Source organism: Streptomyces sp. NBC_01257 (genome assembly GCF_035917255.1).
Taxonomy (GTDB): domain Bacteria; phylum Actinomycetota; class Actinomycetes; order Streptomycetales; family Streptomycetaceae; genus Streptomyces.
Window position 1 is genome coordinate 8,882,373 of sequence record NZ_CP108472.1, and the last position, 17,142, is coordinate 8,899,514.

Genomic DNA, 17,142 nt, shown 5'->3' on the forward strand with positions numbered 1-17,142 from the left:
AGTGGCGGAGAATTCCGGGCAGAGTCTCCACCGGGCGTTCAAGGATACGATTCAGACTCATGGCACAGAGCAGGTACACCGGGTCCGGGGACTTCGACCTGACGACGGACGAGCTGCGCGTCGTGGCGCGCTACGTGGTTCAGCACGCGGAGGACGTCCTGCCGGTCTTCGAGCACGCCGTTCCGGATGATCAGCGCCCCCGCGCGGCGATCGACGCGGCCCGGGAATTCATCCACGGGGCCGGCAGGACGAAACTGCAGCGCGTCGCTTCCGCTGATGCCCATCGAGCCGCCAGGTCTGCGCCCTCCGAAGCCGCGCGACTGGCCGCACGCTCTGCGGGTGACGCCGCGTCGGCTGCGTACCTGCACCCCATAGCCCAGGCCGGCCAGGTCGGCCACATCCTCCGGGCGTGCGCGAGTGCTGCGCGCATCGGGGAGTTGGAAGCGGGTGGGGATCCCGCGATCGCGGATGCCCTGTTGGAACGGTCACTTCGGCGTGCGACACCCGTGCTCGTCGATGTGCTCCGCCGCTATCCGCCGGTGACAGGCGGCAGCAGCCGTGTCGCCCAGCTGATGAGCACCCTGGACCAATCCCTGCGCCGGACGGCCGGCAGGCCGGCCGGCCGCCAAGGCGCGTCGTGATCCTCCCGAAGATCCGCGATCCCCGCTTCGTGACGATCCGCCGTGGCGGAACGCTCACGGATGCGGATCACCGACTCCTCGCGCTATGGGCCGCCACCTGTGCTGAGCACGTCCTCGGCCTCTTCGAGTCCGTCCGCCCCATGGACCCGCGACCGCGCCGGGCGATCGAGCACGCCCGGGCCTGGACGCGCGGCGAGGTCGGGATGATGCGGGCCCGCGCGGCGGGCGGTCATGCGATGGGGGCGGCGCGCGACCTGAGCGGGGCGGCACGGCACGCCGCGTACGCCGCCGGCCAGGCCGGGGCCGTCGCCCACGTCGCCGCGCACGAACTCGGCGCGGCCGCCTACGCGATCAAGGCCGCGCGGGCGACGGTACCGGAGGGCGAGAGTGAGACCGCGCGACGGGCCGAGTGCGAGTGGCAGCGCCGGCAGCTCCCGGATGCGATCCGCGAGCTGGTCCTCGACGATCAGCGGCTGCGCAACGACATCTGCTGGTCGGTGTTCGACCGTCAGTAGTGAACGCGTTCAATAACGAGCGTAGGGTGGCGGCGAATTGCCTGCGAGTGCATCAGGTGCGGTGTGCGCGGGGCGGAGTCGGGGGCGTGATGGCGCAGGTGGTGGACGGGCGCGCAGCCGACCGGGTGGGGGCGGCGCCGTCGTCCGTGTCGATGGCTGTGCTGTGCGTCGTCATGCCCGCACTGGCACCGGCGCTGTCGTGGACCGGACTGATCGGCGGTGCCTCCCCGGGAGGGCTACTGCTTCCCCTCGCGCTGGTGATCGGACTGCCCCTGCTCGTCGGCGCGAGCGCCCTGCTGACCGCCGTGTACATCCTGCCGACGGTGGCCCTGGGGCATTGGCTCGGGCGGCTCGCCGGCCACGGGAGGAAGTGGTGGTACGCGCTCGCGGGCACAGCGGTGGGGCTGCTGCCCGTGGTCGGGCTGCACGCGGTGGCCCGGATGTCGCAGAGCGGGATCCATGGGTGGGGACGACTGGCCGCGGACGGGTTGCTGGCCGCCGCTGCCCTGTGGGTCGCTTCGGCGCCGGCATCCATCGCCGTCCACGTGACCGTGCTGCGCGAGGAAGCAGGGCGTCCGGTCCGGCCGGTGGGCGGCATCCTCCTCTGGGGGACCCTCGGGCTGACCGTCGAGGGCACCGCGTGGGTGATGTGCCTCTGACCGCCCGCCGGAGCCGAGCCCGAGTTGCTCTCCACCCCCCGGGCGCGGCCGAGGGCTGCCCCTACGCCGTGTCTGCCGTTTCGTCGTCGATGCGGATGCCCAAGTGGCCGGCCACCGCCGTGAGGGCCGGTCCCAGGGGGAGTGCGACGCGGGTGGCCGCGAGTCGGTCGCCCCGTGTCGGGTCCCGGTTGATGATCAGTACCGGTGTCCCGGCCTGGGCCGCCTGACGGACGAACCGTAGCCCGGACATCACCGTCAGCGACGACCCCAGCACCAGGACCGTGGCGGCGCCCCGCACGAGTGCGCGGCAGTGCTCGACCCGTGGGAGTGGAACGGATTCACCGAAGAACACGACGTCCGGTTTGAGGATGCCGCCGCAGACCGTGCAGGGCACGACGTGGAAGTCTCCGACCTGCTCGTCGGTGAGGTCGGCGTCGCCGTCCGGGTTGATGCCGGAGGCCACCGGTGCGAAGTCCGGATTGGCCTCCTCCAGGCGCCGGGCCAGTTCGCGGCGCCGGCTGGAGTCGCCGCACGTGAGACAGACGACCCGGTCCAGACTCCCGTGGAGTTCCACGACGTCCTCTCCGCCGCCCGCCTGGTGCAGTCCGTCGACGTTCTGCGTGATCACGCCCGACAGCAGGCCGTGCCGCTCGAACGCGGCCACGGCCCGGTGCCCGGCGTTGGGGCGGGCGCGGCCGAAGGTGCGCCAGCCGAGGTGGCTGCGCGCCCAGTACCGGCGACGGGCCTGGGCACTGGCGGTGAAGTCCTGGTACGTCATCGGAGTGTGCCGGCTCAGGCTCCCGCCCTCGCCCCGGTAGTCGGGGATGCCCGATTCCGTGGAGATGCCCGCCCCGCTGAGCACCAGCACACCGCCGGCACTCAGCGCTTCGGCGACCGGTTCCGGATCCGTGGTGGCGGGGGGCAGGTCTTCGGTGGGGGACCAGCTCAGGGCGGGGCGCATGCGCATGCGCCCCAGGGTACGGAACGGGCGGCCGCACCGGCGATCGCCTCAGGCGGCGAAGGCGTCGACCGCCACGGCGATGTCGTCCCCGGTCAGGGGCTGCTGCATGTCGCTGAGCAGCCGCGCCAAGGCGGGCAGGGCGGTCTCCTGGCCGGCGAGGGCCACACTCACGTAGTCCCGGTCCGGGACCAGGACCATGGCGGCCCGATAGCCGGGCAGGCGTCCGTTGAGATACATCTGGCCGGACGGCCCCAGGGCCCAGCCGAGCCCGTAGGCCATGGGGTCGTCGGACCGGGTGCGCGGACGGCGGATCTCCTCCAGGAGGGCCCGGTCGGCGAGCAGGCCCTCGCCGAGGGCCAGCAGCTCCGCCACCGATGACCACAGGCCGCCGCTGGGGCGTCGGGTGCGCGGATAGCCGAGCAGCGGGAGTTCGGCCGTGCCGTCCCACCCGGTGACGTACGCGGCCGGGGCCTCGAAGCCCGTGCGTTCCAGGCCCCAGGGCCCGAGGAGGTTCTTCTCCAGCGCGTCCTCGAACGTCGTGCCGCCCAGGGCCGCGAGAACCGCGCCGACCAGGAAGTAGTTGCCGTTGTAGTAGGACCACCGCTCGCCGGGCTTCCGCTCGTTGCCGGCGCGGACCACGAGCCGGCCGGCCTCCATGAGCGCGCTGTCCCCCTCGCCCAGTGCCTGGACGGCTGCGGCGTCCACCGATTCGTGGAGTCCGGACACCTGCCCGAGTATCTGCTCGACGGTGAGGGCTTCGTCGGCCCGCCAGTCCGGTTCGAGGCCGGGAAGCAGTTCCATGACAGATGTGTCCAACGGGATGCCCCGGTCCCGCAGCATGCGGACCAGGGCCGTGGAGGTGAAGGCCTTCGTCAGGGACGCGATGCGGAAGTGCGAATCCGGCGTCACCGCGAGCGCCCCATGAACGGCCGTCGCGCGTGTGCCCGCCATTGACGAACCCGCTGCCACGGCCGGGACATCGCGAAGGTTCGGCTGTTCTTCCATCAGCTTCTCAAGATTCACAGGGGGCATGCTAGTGACGGCGTTCCGGGCTCTCGGACACCGCCGTCCCGGCGCCGGGCGCAGACCGCGCGCGGGGGAGTGCGCAGGAGCCACCGCCCCCCCCGCGTGGGCCCCGCCCGCGGTCTGCGCTCCTACCTCTGCCCGCTGCTCACGCCCGGCGCAGTGCGGAGCGGCCCGCGAAGCGTGCCGAGTCGCCCAGCTCCTCCTCGATCCGGATCAGCTGGTTGTACTTGGCCGTGCGGTCGGAGCGGGAGAGCGAACCGGTCTTGATCTGACCGCAGCCGGTCGCCACCGCCAGGTCCGCGATGGTGGTGTCCTCCGTCTCGCCCGAACGGTGGGACATGACAGCCGTCCAGCCCGCCTCGTGGGCCGTGGTCACAGCGGTCAGCGCCTCGGTCAGGGTTCCGATCTGATTGACCTTGACCAGGACCGAGTTGCCCACGCCGGTGCGGATGCCTTCCCGCAGCAGTGTCTCGTTGGTGCAGAACACGTCGTCGCCGACGAGCTGGCAGCGGTCGCCGACGCGGGCGGTCAGCTCGCGCCAGCCGTCGTGGTCGTTCTCCGCCATCGGGTCCTCGATGGAGACGACCGGGTAGGCGTCGACGAGCTTGGCCAGGTAGTCGGCGTTCTCGGACGGGTTGCGGCGCACTCCCTCGCCCGCGTAGTCGTACACCCCGTCGCGGAAGAACTCCGACGACGCCGGGTCCATCATCAGGGCGATGTCCGTTCCCGGGCGGTAGCCGGTGCGCTCGATGGCCGTCATCACGAAGTCGAGCGCCTCCTCGGCCGTCCGCAGCGCGGGTGCGAAGCCGCCCTCGTCGCCGACGCCCGTCGAGTGCCCGGCGGCCAGCAGATCGCGGCGCAGGGTGTGGAAGACCTCACTGCCCATGCGGACGGCCTCGGCGAACGTCTCCGCACCCACGGGCGCGATCATGAACTCCTGGAAGTCGAGCGGATTGTCGGCGTGGGCGCCGCCGTTGACGATGTTCATCATCGGGAGCGGCAGGAGGTGGGCGTCGGCCCCGCCGAGGTAGCGGTAGAGGGGCAGGCGGTGAGCCGCCGCGGCGGCCTTGGCGGTGGCGAGGGAGACGCCGAGGATCGCGTTCGCACCGAGCCGGGACTTCGTGGCCGTGCCGTCGAGGGCCACCAGCGCGGCGTCGAGCCCCGCCTGGTCCGCCGCGTGCCGGCCGCGCACGGACGCGGCGATCTCTCCGTTGACGTGGGCCACCGCGCGGTCGACACCCTTGCCGTGCCAGCGCGCGGAGTCGCCGTCGCGCAGTTCCACCGCCTCGCGGGCGCCGGTGGAGGCGCCGGAGGGAACGGCCGCGCGCCCCAGGGACCCGTCCGTCAGGACGACATCGACCTCCACCGTGGGGTTGCCCCGGCTGTCGATGATCCGGCGGGCGGTGACGGTCTCGATGGTGGCGTAGACGGTTCCGGTCGGCTGAGCGGACATGGGAGTCCCTTCCCGTTGTCGTGTGTCGGGGCCCTGGCTGCGACAGCGCTGGCGCTGAGCCCGACAACCCGAAACCATACAGCAATGCTGCTCAGTTTTGCTGTTCAGTTATGCTGTACAGCATGGCTGTACAGGTCAGGTGCGCAGCGTTGCTGACCAGCGGGGTAAAGTGCCCTATGCCCACCTCGGAAGCCGCTGCCATCGCCGCCGAACTGCGCACCGCGATGAGCAAGCTCACCCGACGCGTCAAGCACGAGGACCGCATCCCGCTGGGCCAGGTCGCCGTCCTCGGCGCACTTGACCGCGACGGTGCCATGACCACCAGCGACCTCGCAGCCGACCAGAGGGTGCGCCCCCAGTCGATGGCCCGGGCGGTGGGGCTGCTCATCGAACAGAGCATGATCACGCGCCGTGCGCACCCCACGGACGGCCGAAAGTCGCTGGTCGAGCTCTCGGACGCGGGTAGGGCCGCGCTCGAGGCGGAGCGCGGCCGCAGGGCCGGTTGGCTCGCGCAGGCCATCGAGGCCGAACTCACCGATGAGGAGCGGACGTTGCTGGCACGGAGCGCCGCTCTGCTGGACCGGCTCGCCACCCGCTAGCCGGCCGGTCCGCGACGGGGTCAGTCCTGCCAGGTGGCGCGGATGGCCGCCGTGGCGAAACCGGGCCCGTACGCGACGGTGACGCCGGCCGCGCCCGCGGGAGGCGGGGCGGTGTGGGTGCGCTCCAGTATCCGGAGGACGGAGACGCCGCCGAGATTGCCCTCTTCGGCCAGGGTGCTGGTGGAGTGCCGGGTGTCGTGCGCGTCGAGGCCCAGCGCGGTGGCGGTGTCGGTGATGATGCGCGCGCTGCCCGGGTGGATGACGCCGAAGTCGACGACACGCCGGCCGAGCCAGTCCAGGAGGTGGGGGAGGACGTCGTCCGCCGCGGTCAGCGCTTCCTTCGTGGAGTCGAAGTGGAAGCCGGTCGCGTCGGCCCGCCCGTTGTAGCGGGTGAGGCTGTGGGGGAGGACGTGCTCGTACGTGTCGGCGGGGGAGTCGACGGTCAGGCCGGGGCCCAGAGGGGTGCTGGTGACGAGGGTCGCTGCCGCGCTGTCCCCGAAGAGGGCCTTGTAGATCATGTGCTCCACGGCGTCGTCCTGATGGTTGTACACGGCGGAGATGACCTCGGCGGCGACGACGAGGACGCGGATGCCGGGCCGTGCGGTGACCATGTCGACGGCCCGGATCAGGGCCTGGGTGCCGCCGGCGCAGGCGAGCGTCGTCAGCGCGATGCGGCGGACGCCGGGTCTCAGGCCGAGGCGGTCGATGAGGTGGATGTCGAGGTTGGGGACGGCCCAGCCGGTGGAGTGCGTGGTGATGACCGCGTCCACGTCGTCCGGGGTGAGGTGATGGCGGGTCAGGGTGGTGCGGGCCGCCTGTACCGCCATGTCGACGGCGTCACCGAACGCGGCGGCGGCCCGGGCGTCGATGCCCGCGGTCCCGGACACGGTCGGGGCGTCGAGGGGGCGGGTGAAGTACCTGGTGTTCACACCGGTGTTGTTGACGATGCGGAGGATCGCGCCCAGGCGGGGATGGCCGGGGTGGTGGGCGCGGATGTCGTCGGCGATCTCCCCTGTGGTGACCTTGTGGGCGGGGAAAACAGTGCTGGGGCGGGCTATGTGGGCGGGCACGACATCCTCCGGCGGACAGGGTGCGGCGGCATGTGGGGGGTGACCACAACCTAAGGCACTCGAGCCGGGTATTGCCCCTGATCAGAGCAGCTTCGGGAACAGAACGTGCAGTCCGTGCCCCGGCGGGTTCCGTGGAGGGTCCGCCGCGGTTCCGTTGCGCCCCTTCTGGGTTCCGCCGGGTTACGGGGCGTGGAGTACGGGTACGCGGGAGTGCGCCCGACGGGCCCCGGGGTGGAACACGAGGACGATCAGGCGGGCGCCGGGCGCGGTCATGGGCTGCGCGGCGCACATCGTCACCCAGCCGGGGCCGTCGGAGGCGTGCAGGAGCGGGCGTTCGTCACCGTCGGGGTGGATATGGGCACCGCCGCTCTCCCAGATCGGTGCGCACGCGGGATCGACGGCGACCTCCTTCTCGATCCGGCGGAGCACTTCGTCGTCGGGCCGGGTGGCGAGCGCGGCCCGCAACTGGGGGAGTACGAGGGGCGCCCAGGCGGTCGCCCAGTCGGTGAGGGTGCTCCTTCCGTCGGGGTCGAGGAGCATCCACCGCATGGTGTTCGCCGGGACCCGCCCGTTGGGGAAGAGGCGGGTGAACGGGGCGTTGTACGCGATCAGTTCCCACGAGGCGTCCGTCACGTAGGCCATGTGCGTCATGCCGTCGACGGCCTCCTGCCACACCCCGGGGACCTCCTTGCCGGAGCGGGGGGTGAGGGGGGAGGGCGGGTCGCCGATTCCCGCGTACCGGCACAGGGATACCCACTCCTGCTCGTTCAGCGCGAAGAGGACAGCGATGTCGCGCAGCAGGTCGACGGGCGGGTTCGGGTACGAGCCGGACTCGAGCCGCCGGTATGTGCCGAGGGTGCGGTGGCACAGCTGATCGACCTGGTGCTGGGACAGGCCGGGGGCGCGCCGGCCTTGTCTCGCGGGACGCTGGAAGCCGTGGCCGGTCGGATCGATCAGGGCGCGGCGTTCCGTGAGGAGATCGCGCAGGGCCTTCTTGTTCATTCGTTGAAACCCCCCGGGTGTGAGACGTCGCGTGCGGCACGCAGCCTATTTATGTTCATGGGGCTTAGCGATAAAAACCGGCCGAAGATATCCATCTGTTGACCCGTCATGCTGGGCAGGTGCGAGACGCTGGCCTGCAGTCCTGCCGGACCGTGATCACAGTGCTGCATGTGCGGGATTCCATGACAAATCGCTACATGGCGTGTGCGGTGCGGTCGTTTGGCTGGAATTCCGTGGCCCGTTCAGAACGGTGACGGGAAGGGTTTGACCAGCAGACGGTATTCCACCCCGACGGGGTGGGCTTCACCGCACGTCTGCTGCTCCAACCCTTTCCGCCGCCCACTCCGATCCACGTATCGGGCGGGACGGGCTATGGGTGCGACCGGGGTCCCCTCGTCGGTCGCACCCATTCGCATGCCTGCCCTTGCCCCGTCGCAACGCCGCATCCGCTGGGCCTGGTTCGCCGGCCGGCCGGCACACGGAGCCCCGTACATGCAGATGCTGTGCAAGTGGGTCTGGTGGCAGCCCGTACCCCTGGCCGGGCGGCTGCCAGGTGTCCATCGAAGGCCCGGAGCCCACCGGCCCGCCGGGCGCGGGACGTACGTGATGACCGCCGCGGCGGGAGGGGAGCCGGTCCCGGCGCTCGCACGCCACCGATGGTGGAACCGGTGTCCGTGAAGCGTCGTCCCGGTGGCGTTGCCGGCCCGGGCCGGCAACGCCACCGGTCAGGACCCGATGTTCTCCAGGTCCTCCAGCAGGCTCGGGTGCTTCGGCTGCCAGCCGAGGGTCTGGCGGGTGTGGGCGCTGGACGAGGGCTGGTCGTTCGCGAAGATCGGGCCCAGCGGGCCGTACGTCTCCTCCGGCACCGACTCCACCGGCACACCCAGACGGCGGCCGATGACCGCGGCGATGTCCCGTACGGCGTCGCCCTCGTCGGCCACGGCATGCCAGGACGTACCGGCCGGCGCGGCCTCCAGGGCGAGGCGGAAGAGGACGGCCGCGTCGAGCGCGTGCACGGCCGGCCAGCGCTGGGTGCCGTCGCCCGGGTAGCCGGACACTCCGCTCTGGCGCGCGATGCCGGTCAGCATTCCGGCGAAACCGCCCGCGCCTTCGTTGTGCACCGTGCGCGGCAGCCGCACGGCCGCGGTCCGGACCCCGCGCGAGGCCAGGTCCAGGGCCGCCGTGACCGCGACGCCGCGGCCACCGACCGGGCCGTCGGTCGGCACCGGGTCGGTCTCGGTGGAGGCGCGGCCCGGCGCGGCGGGGGTTCCGGAGACGGTGACGAACGGGCGGTCGCTGCCGACCAGCGTCTCGCCGAGCGCGGCGATGGCGGCGCTCTCCTCGGAGACGGCCCGCGCGAGTGCTTCTGGGCTGCTGAAGTCGTTGCTGAACGCCAGGTGGATCACTCCGTCGGCCTGGGCGGCGCCTGCGCGCAGGACGTCCAGGTCGGTGAGGGAGCCCCGTAGCGGTTCGGCGCCGGCCGCCTCGACGGCCTGTGCGGAGGCGTCGGAGCGGGCGAGAGCGAGGACGGTGTGGCCGTTGCCGAGCAGTTCGGCGACGACGGTGGAGCCGATCAGACCGGTGCCACCGGTGACGAAGACGCGCATGGAACTCTCCCGCGGGTGATGAGGCTGGGGGGCCGACCGTGATGGGACCCTTGTCCCATCACTCTAACAGGGTGATGGGACAGGAGTCCCATCACATAGAATGAGACTCATGAGCCGATGGGAACCAGGAGCGCGCGAACGCCTCGTCGTGGCGGCGGTCGACCTGTTCAGCGAGCAGGGGTACGACGCCACGACGGTCGCGCAGATAGCCGAGCGCGCCGGGGTCACCAGGAGCACCTTCTTCCGGTACTTCCCCGACAAGCGGGAACTGCTGGTGGCGGGGCAGGAGACGCTGAGCCGGCTGCTGACCGAGGGCATCCACGAGGCACCCGCCGGCGACGCCCCGCTCGCCGCGGTCGCCGCCGGTCTCGAACGTGCATCGAGCACGATGGGCCCCATCAACCGGGAGCTCGCGCCGCGCCTCAAGGCGGCCGTCGCCGCCAGCACCGAGCTTCAGGAACGTGACGCACTCAAGAGCGTGAGCCTCGCGGCCGCGATGACGACCGCCCTGGTCGCCCGCGGAGTGCCCGACCCGACCGCCGCTCTCGCGGGCGAACTCGGCGTGCTCGCCTTCAAGCGCGGGTACGCCCAGTGGTCCGAGGCCGACCCCGAGGCCAAGGAGGACCTCGCCGGCTACGTGCTGGCGGCCCTCGACGAGCTGCGGAAGGCGAGCGCCTCGCTGGGCTGACGGCCGGCGACCGGGTTCGCCCGCGACGGGAGCCCGGCCGGGCCGGTCAGGACGGGGCGCGCCCCGGGTGGCTGCGGTGAGCGTCGGGAACGGTGAAGGCCGCCCGGAGCCCGCCGGCGGGGCTCGCGCCGAGGTGAAGTGAGCCGTCGTGGAGGTGCGCCTGCTGTTCCACGAGGGCCAGACCGAGTCCGGAACCGGGTGCACGGGTGCGTGGACCGCGGGTGAATCGGTCCTTCATGGCGGCGCGCTGACCTGGTGGGATGCCGGGACCGTCGTCGCTGACGGTGATCCGGACGGTGTGCGCCTCATGGGTGAGGCGGACGTCGGTGGTGCCGTCCGGGCGACCGTGGAGAGCGGCGTTGTCGAGGAGATTGTCGATGGCCAGGCGCAGCCCGACGGGCCAGCCGTCCACCGTCGCGGGCGCATCGACGGTGAGCCGGTAGGTGGTGGTGCGGTGGCGGCGGGCCGCGTGGGCGACGGCTTCGTCGAGGAGCTCGCCGAGGTCGACGGGGACACGGTCGGGCAGGGCGTGCGCGTCACCGCGGGCGAGGGTCTGGAGCCCGGTGAGGAGCGCGGTGATGCGGTGGTGCTCCGCGCCCATGGTTTCCAGTGCGCGGGCGCGTTGCGCTTCGGACAGCTCGGGGTTGCGCCGGAGGGTCTCGACCGTCATGCCGAGCGTGGTGAGGGGAGTCCGCAGTTCGTGGCCCGCGTCGGCGGTGAAGCGGCGGGTGGCCTCCATGCTGGTACGCAGCTGGTCGAGCATCCCGTTCAGGGCGCGGGAGAGGTCGGCGACTTCCTGGGGGCGGGTGATCTCGGGAAGGCGCGGGCCGGTGGTGTCGGCGCTGACGGCGAGGGCGCCGGTGCGCAGGCGCTGGAGCGGCTGGAGGATGATCCGGGTGATCAGCCAGACTCCCGCGGCGGCGACCAGAGCGGCGGCGAGGGTGACGGCGGCGACGACGGCGGTGTTGTCGGCGAGACGGCGTTCGATCGGGTCGATGTCCTGGAGGACTTCGAGACGGTCACCGGCGCTGTTGAGGGGCTGGGTCAGAGTGCGCCAGGTCTGTCCGCCGGCCTCGACCGTGCCGTAGCCGTCGCGGGCCGGCAGCGGGAGCGGGGCGGGCGGGGTCTCGCCGCGCTGGGCGATGACCTGACCGTCGGAGATGAGACGGACCAGCGTCTGACTGCCGGCCAACAGCCCGCCGTAGTCGTCCTGTCCGCCGTCTCCGTCACCGTCGGCGTGGTCGCCCTTCCCCAGCAGCTTGTCGGCGTCCTGGTGGACCTTTCCGGCACGGGTGGCGAGCTGGCGGTCGACGTCGGCGCGGTCGCGGTGGTCGATCCGGGCGACGATGACCAGCCCGGCGAGCGCGACGACGACCGTGACCAGCACGGCGACCGCGACACTGATCCGGGTGCGCAGGCTGCGCGGGCGCCACTTCACGGGCCGGTGCGCAGGACGAAGCCGACCCCGCGAACGGTCCGCAGCACACGGGGACGGCCGTCCGCTTCGAGCTTCTTGCGGAGGTAGCCGATGAAGACATCCACGACGTTGGTGTCGACGTCCCAGGTGTAGCCCCAGACCTGCTCCAGGAGCTGGGCGCGGGAGAGGACCTGTCCGGGCCGGTGCGCGAGCGCCACGAGGAGATCGAACTCGCGCGTGGTCAGGGGCAGGTCGCGCCCCGCGCGGGCGGCCGTGCGCCGGGCCGGCTCGATCGTGATGTCGCCGATGACCAGGGGTCTGACGGCCGTCGACTCGTGCAGGCGGACCAGTGCGTGCAGACGTGCCGCCAGTTCGGCGACGGAGAACGGCTTGACGACGTAGTCGTCGGCTCCGGCCGCGAGTCCCGCGACCCGGTCGTCGACCTCGTCGCGGGCGGACAGCATGCACACCGGCAGCGTCCGCCCCTGCGTGCGCAGGGACCGGACCACCTCGATGCCGGACAGGCCCGGCATCGTCACGTCCAGCACGATCACCGCCGGCAGCCGCTCGGCAACCTGCGCAAGCGCGGCCCTGCCGTCCTCGGCGAGGCGCACCGTGAAGCCTTCCAGCCCGAGTCCCAGGCCCAGGGCCTCGCGCACGCCCGGATCGTCGTCCACCACGAGCACTTCCGGCCTGCCGGTCGCCGCCATCGCCACGCCTTTCTGCCTCTCCGGCGGCGCCCGCGGGATCGGGGGCTGCCCAAAGCCAAGGATGGGCGGCAAACGACAAGGAAGTCTAAGGACCACGCGGTCGACGGACCGGCAGCGCGGACGGCACTCCGGCCCGCACCCCTCACACCACGCGCCAAGGCGCGTACCTGGCCTCTTCCTGCCCAAGGCACCTGCCGCTGGTCAGCCGCACTGGCTGAGGGTGCGGGTCAGGCCGGGGTCGACGGCTCGCGCGGCGTTGCGTCCGGGTTGCCCGTCCGACCTGCGCGGCGTGGCGGGAGGGGGATCGGCATCCGCACAGCCGCACTCGCGAGTCGAACGGGAGATAGAGGCTGGAAATGGTGAAAATGGTGCACTGATCAGCCCCTGCCCGCGGTGTGCCTCGGGCAGGGGGAGCCCCGGGAGTGAGGTGGCCGCCGTGGCGGAGTCATCGTCCGCTGCGCAGGGCGATGCGGGACCCGTCGAAGCCGGCGGCTACCGGCAGGAGCTGAAGCGGACGCTCGGCTCCTTCCAGGTGTTCGCGATCTCGTTCGCGTTCATCTCGGTGGCGGTCGGCATCTTTGCGACTTTCGACGAAGTCCTGGTGACCGCAGGGCCGGTCGGGATCTGGCTATGGATCGTCGCCGCGGTCGGACAGACCCTGGTGGCGTTGGTGGTCGCCCAGTTCGCGGCCCGTATCCCGCTCAGCGGTTCCTCGTACCAGTGGGCCTCGCGGCTGGCCAGCCCGAAGATCGGCTGGTGGTTCGGGTGGCTGACCTTCTCGTACCTGGCGATCGGCGTGGTGGCGGTCGACAACGCACTCGCCAGCCAGGCGTTCATGCCGCTCGTCGGCATCGCGCCGGACGAGGACGCCGCGCGCCTGATCACACTGGTGGTGCTGCTCGTCCAGACCGTGCTGGCCGTGGCCTCCACACGTATCGTCAGTCTGATCAACACGGTCGCGGTCGGGCTCGAACTGGCGCTTGTCGTGGTGGTGGCGATCGCGCTCGTCATCGCCGTGGCCGTCACGGGCGACGGCGCGGTGGGCAACCTCACCTCGCGTGGTGTCGTCGAGAACGCCCCCGGCTATTTCGGGGTCGGCGGCGGGCTGATGCTTGCGATGATCATGGGGCTTGCGACGCTCGTCGGCTTCGACTCGGCGGCGAACCTGGCCGAGGAGGCCAAGGACCCGTTCCGCACCGTTCCGCGCGCGATCGTGGGGTCGGTCGTGGCGGCCGGGGTGCTGGGCATGCTGTTCCTCATCACGCTCACCATCGCGATCGACGACATCCCCCGCGTCAGCGCCGAGGGCTCACCGGTCGCGGCGATCATGCGCGACCAGCTCGGTCCGATGGTGGAGAGGGCGCTGCTGGCCGCCATCACCATCGCGTTCTTCGGCGCCGGGATCGTGGTGATGGTCGCGTGCTCGCGGCTGGTGTTCGCGATGTCGCGCGACGCGCGCTTCCCCGCCCACCGGCTGATGCGGCGGGTGAACCCCCGGACGAGGACGCCGATCCCGGCGACCGTTCTGGTCTTCGCTCTCGGCGTCGTCCTGATGGTCGCACTGCCGGGGGCCGCGCTGCTGGAGCTGATCACGGCCTCGACGATCCTCCCCGCCCTCACCTACGGCTCGACCATCGTGCTCTACCTGACGGTGCGCGGACGCCTGAGCCGGAAGAAGGGAGCCTTCGACCTCGGACGCTTCGAACTGCCGGTCGCCATCTGCGCACTGCTGTGGACGCTCATCGCGTTGTTCGTTCTGGTGACCCCGGAAGAGGCCTTTGTCTCCGTGGTGATCGTGGTGGGCCTGCTCGTGCTCGGCGGCCTGTTCTTCCTTGCCATGCTGAGGTTCGACCGCCAGGCCATGGAGACCGAGCCGGGAGAGGCGGACTCTTTCACCGGCTGACCGGAGAACATAGCCTCTGTCCGAAGGGATCTCCCTTACAGGACGCATGGTGTGCAGTTAGAGCGTCCGCCAGTAGGTGGTGAGTTGTGGCTTAGCGGTTTCGGTGAAGTCGCCGACGGGTGCTGGTCACAGGTTGAGCCCGTCAGCAGCGCATGACAGGCTCGTGCCCCATGGTTGATGACTTCGCGAAGGACTACCTGCACAGCGACCTGCAAGGGTTGCGCAAGGCGATCCTCTGGAAGCTCGACGGGCTCTGTGAGTACGACATCCGTCGCCCGCTGACCTCGACGGGTACCAACCTTCTTGGCCTGGTCAAGCACCTCTCGCTTTGGGAGGCCAGATACTTCGGCGAGGTCTTCGGCCGACCCTTCCCCGAACTTCTGCCCCGGTGGGACGACACCGCCGAGCGCGGCGCTGACCTGTGGGCGACCGAGCACGAGACGCGCGAGGAGGTCACCGACCGCTACCGTCGCGTATGGGAGCACTCGGATGCGACGATCACCACCCTCACCATCGACGCCCCCGGACACGTGCCCTGGTGGCCACGCCCCGACGTGAAGCTGTTCAACATCCTTGTCCACGTGCTGACCGAGACCAGTCGGCACGCCGGACACGCCGACATCCTGCGCGAACAACTCGACGGCTCGACTGGGACAACAGCCGAATACGCGACTGATCAGCGCGACGCAGCCTTGCGGGATGCCCACAGCGCGACGATCGAGCGAGCTGCCAAAGCTGCTGCCGAGAAGGACCAGCACTTGACTTCGCAGTAGCCGCCTAGCGGATGCGGGGGCTGGCGAGCCGGGAGTGCCAGCGGTGGGTGTTCAGGTCCTGCGGACGGGGCGTGTGGTCACGGATGTTCGCTCTGGCGGGCACCGTGAACACGGGTATGCCGCAGCTGTCGGTGAGCCAGAAGCGAACGGACTTTCAGTACTCCCGGACCCCCCCCGCGCTCGAAGCTGCCACAGAGCCACCCGAACGGCACACATGCGGATGATCTAGGCCTGTCCGGCGCATCTTGCGTGTTGACCTTGCCGCCCACGGGGAAACCTGAAGGTCTGCCCCCGATTCCAGGAGGCGTCGAACTCCTCCCGAGGCCGGACCGGGCTCGCAGCCGCTGACCACTCCCATCAGGAACCGTGAACGATGAGCCGCCAAGCGCGTTCCGGCTGAGGAGGCCGAGGGCCGGCAGGGAGCCAGGAGCAGTGGGCTCTTAGAGCGGCCACAAGAACCGGGGCCAGGGTGAAGTCATGCCCCGAGCACCTGCGCGGGGCCGTCGCAGTCGTCCTGACGAAGGAAGCGGGCCTGATGACCCTGTCCACCATGCTGCCCCAGGCGCACCGCAAGCCACCCGGTCGTCGGCAGGGCCGGCGAGGGTTCAGCCCGGCCGACCCGCTCGGCGCGCTCGCGATCCTCTCCGCGGTTGCCGTCGTCGCCCTGTGGGTGATGAACCAGGGCGGTCCGCTGAGCCTCACCAGCCCGGACCGGGCGATGGGCTCCCTCGGGCTGCTCGCGGGGCTGTTGGCCAGCGACCTGATGATTCTTCAGGTCGTGCTGCTCGCCCGTATCCCCTGGGTCGAACGCTCCTGGGGCCACGACCTGCTGACCCGCCGCCACCGCCTGATCGGCTTCGCCTCGTTCTGGCTGATGATCGCCCACGTCGTCCTGTTCGCCGCCGAACGCGCCGTGCGGGGGCCGGCGGCGACGCTGACCGCCCTGGTGAGGGTGTTCATCACCGACTCGTGGATGCTGTTCGCCACCGTCGGCACCATCCTGCTGATCATGGTGGTCGTCACCTCGGTGCGCGCGGCACGTCGCCGTCTGCGGTACGAGTCCTGGCACCTGATCCACCTGTACTCCTACGCCGGGATCGCCGCGACGTTCCCCCACACCTTCGCCGACGGCGCCGACTTCCACGAGACCTGGACCCGCGTCTACTGGTGGTGCCTGTACGGCTTCGCGTTCGCCGTCACCCTTCTGTACCGCGTGGCCCTGCCCGCCTGGCGGTCCTTCTACCACCGCCTGCGGGTCGAATCCGTGGTCACAGAGGCGCCCGGTGTCGTCTCCGTCACCGCCGGCGGGCACCGGCTGGACAGGATGCGTGCCGCGTCGGGCCAGTTCTTCATCTGGCGCTTCCTCGACGGCCCCGGCTGGTCGCGCGGGAATCCGTACACCCTCTCCGCCGCGCCCACCCCCGACCGGATGCGCATCACCATCAAGGCGGCCGGCGACGGCAGCGAACGTGCGGCGCGCCTCGTTCCCGGCACCCGCGTCCTGATCGAAGGCCCCTACGGCACCCTCACCGCACGCAGGCGCACCCGCCCCCGCATGCTCCTGATCGCCGCCGGGATCGGCATCACGCCCATGCGCGCCCTCATCGAGGACACGCCCTACGCCCCCGGCGAGGCCACCCTCATCTACCGCTACAGCGAGGACCAGCACGCCGTGTTCGCCGACGAACTGCGCCGGATCGCTGCTCGCCGCGGCGTCGAACTGATCTTCCTCCCGGGCCCCCGCCGCGCCGGTACCTCCTGGCAGGCCGCAGTCCCCGCACACCTCGGCGACGACTCCGAGGTCCTCAACGGCCTCGTCCCCGACATCGCCCACTGCGACATCTACGTCTGCGGACCACCCACCTGGCTCACCGCCGTCCGCAAGGCCGCCCTCGGTGCCGGTGCCCACCGCGACCAACTCCACACGGAGGAGTTCGCCTGGTAGAAGGCGCGGCCCCACCGCCCCACCAACACCCCGCATTCATCTACCCACTTGGAGCACACTCGTGCGACGCATCACGATCTGGATCACCGCCACCCTGGCCGTGGCCGGCCTCCTGTTCGCCAGGGCAAACCCGGCGACGACACCGCCGGTGACGGCGATCACGCAGGCAAGCC

16 protein-coding genes are annotated in these 17,142 nt (G+C 71.2%); 8 read left to right on the plus strand and 8 right to left on the minus strand.

Translation table 11 applies throughout. The features are described from left to right. Window positions 1-59 precede the first annotated feature (59 nt). The 3 genes from OG408_RS38620 (at window position 60) to OG408_RS38630 (ending at window position 1,815) form a co-directional block, all read left to right on the plus strand. Complete coding sequence (locus tag OG408_RS38620) at window positions 60-641, plus strand: putative immunity protein (RefSeq protein WP_326674165.1); 582 nt, start codon at window positions 60-62, stop codon at window positions 639-641. Then, window positions 638-1,156 (plus strand): putative immunity protein, encoded by a 519-nt coding sequence (locus tag OG408_RS38625; protein WP_326674166.1) that lies wholly within the window; start codon window positions 638-640, stop codon window positions 1,154-1,156. The genes OG408_RS38620 and OG408_RS38625 overlap by 4 nt, the downstream gene beginning before the upstream one ends. An 89-nt stretch (window positions 1,157-1,245) precedes the next feature. After that, window positions 1,246-1,815 carry a hypothetical protein gene (locus tag OG408_RS38630; protein WP_326674169.1) on the plus strand — a complete coding sequence of 190 codons (570 nt, stop codon included), beginning with the start codon at window positions 1,246-1,248 and terminating at the stop codon, window positions 1,813-1,815. A gap of 61 nt (window positions 1,816-1,876) precedes the next feature. On the opposite strand, the gene OG408_RS38635 is transcribed toward OG408_RS38630, so the two are convergent. The 3 genes from OG408_RS38635 to eno all read right to left on the minus strand — a co-directional run bounded on the left by OG408_RS38635 (window position 1,877) and on the right by eno (window position 5,255). Then, window positions 1,877-2,782: an NAD-dependent protein deacetylase gene (locus OG408_RS38635; RefSeq protein WP_326674171.1), complete on the minus strand. Its 906-nt coding sequence runs from the start codon at window positions 2,780-2,782 to the stop codon at window positions 1,877-1,879. Between the two features lie 42 nt (window positions 2,783-2,824). Next, window positions 2,825-3,799 carry a serine hydrolase domain-containing protein gene (locus OG408_RS38640; protein ID WP_285565475.1) on the minus strand — a complete coding sequence of 325 codons (975 nt, stop codon included), beginning with the start codon at window positions 3,797-3,799 and terminating at the stop codon, window positions 2,825-2,827. A 148-nt stretch (window positions 3,800-3,947) separates the two neighbouring features. Further along, window positions 3,948-5,255, minus strand: coding sequence for a phosphopyruvate hydratase (gene eno, locus OG408_RS38645; protein WP_326674172.1), 1,308 nt, complete (start codon window positions 5,253-5,255; stop codon window positions 3,948-3,950). Window positions 5,256-5,431: 176 nt separating this feature from the next. Here eno and OG408_RS38650 point away from each other — a divergent pair, with 176 nt between their 5' ends. Further along, the gene (locus OG408_RS38650) at window positions 5,432-5,854 is read left to right on the plus strand and encodes a MarR family winged helix-turn-helix transcriptional regulator (protein WP_326674174.1); all 423 of its coding nucleotides are present in this window, start codon (window positions 5,432-5,434) and stop codon (window positions 5,852-5,854) included. A 20-nt stretch (window positions 5,855-5,874) separates the two neighbouring features. Here the strand turns inward: OG408_RS38650 and OG408_RS38655 are convergent, their stop codons facing one another. The 3 genes from OG408_RS38655 to OG408_RS38665 form a co-directional block, all read right to left on the minus strand. Beyond that, a complete protein-coding gene (locus tag OG408_RS38655) occupies window positions 5,875-6,924 on the minus strand; it encodes a PhlD (protein ID WP_326674176.1) in 1,050 nt (349 codons plus the stop codon). Between the two features lie 180 nt (window positions 6,925-7,104). Beyond that, a complete protein-coding gene (locus OG408_RS38660) occupies window positions 7,105-7,926 on the minus strand; it encodes an MmyB family transcriptional regulator (RefSeq protein WP_285565471.1) in 822 nt (273 codons plus the stop codon). A 725-nt stretch (window positions 7,927-8,651) separates the two neighbouring features. Next, window positions 8,652-9,533: an SDR family oxidoreductase gene (locus OG408_RS38665; RefSeq protein ID WP_326674178.1), complete on the minus strand. Its 882-nt coding sequence runs from the start codon at window positions 9,531-9,533 to the stop codon at window positions 8,652-8,654. A 109-nt stretch (window positions 9,534-9,642) separates the two neighbouring features. Here OG408_RS38665 and OG408_RS38670 point away from each other — a divergent pair, with 109 nt between their 5' ends. After that, a complete protein-coding gene (locus OG408_RS38670) occupies window positions 9,643-10,221 on the plus strand; it encodes a TetR/AcrR family transcriptional regulator (RefSeq protein ID WP_285565469.1) in 579 nt (192 codons plus the stop codon). Between the two features lie 46 nt (window positions 10,222-10,267). On the opposite strand, the gene OG408_RS38675 is transcribed toward OG408_RS38670, so the two are convergent. Together OG408_RS38675 and OG408_RS38680 are read right to left on the minus strand one after the other, a co-directional pair. Then, entirely contained in the window at window positions 10,268-11,659 is a 1,392-nt protein-coding gene (locus OG408_RS38675) for a HAMP domain-containing sensor histidine kinase (protein ID WP_326674179.1), read from the minus strand. Next, window positions 11,656-12,348, minus strand: a complete 693-nt coding sequence (locus tag OG408_RS38680) for a response regulator transcription factor (protein ID WP_326674180.1) — start codon at window positions 12,346-12,348, stop codon at window positions 11,656-11,658. The genes OG408_RS38675 and OG408_RS38680 overlap by 4 nt, the downstream gene beginning before the upstream one ends. A 436-nt stretch (window positions 12,349-12,784) precedes the next feature. On the opposite strand from OG408_RS38680, the gene OG408_RS38685 reads away from it, so the two are divergent. The 3 genes from OG408_RS38685 (at window position 12,785) to OG408_RS38695 (ending at window position 16,969) form a co-directional block, all read left to right on the plus strand. Beyond that, entirely contained in the window at window positions 12,785-14,251 is a 1,467-nt protein-coding gene (locus tag OG408_RS38685; protein ID WP_326674181.1) for an APC family permease, read from the plus strand. A 170-nt stretch (window positions 14,252-14,421) separates the two neighbouring features. Further along, entirely contained in the window at window positions 14,422-15,024 is a 603-nt protein-coding gene (locus OG408_RS38690) for a DinB family protein (protein WP_326674182.1), read from the plus strand. A 535-nt stretch (window positions 15,025-15,559) separates the two neighbouring features. Then, window positions 15,560-16,969, plus strand: a complete 1,410-nt coding sequence (locus OG408_RS38695; RefSeq protein WP_326674184.1) for a ferredoxin reductase family protein — start codon at window positions 15,560-15,562, stop codon at window positions 16,967-16,969. The last annotated feature ends 173 nt before the right edge of the window (window positions 16,970-17,142 follow it).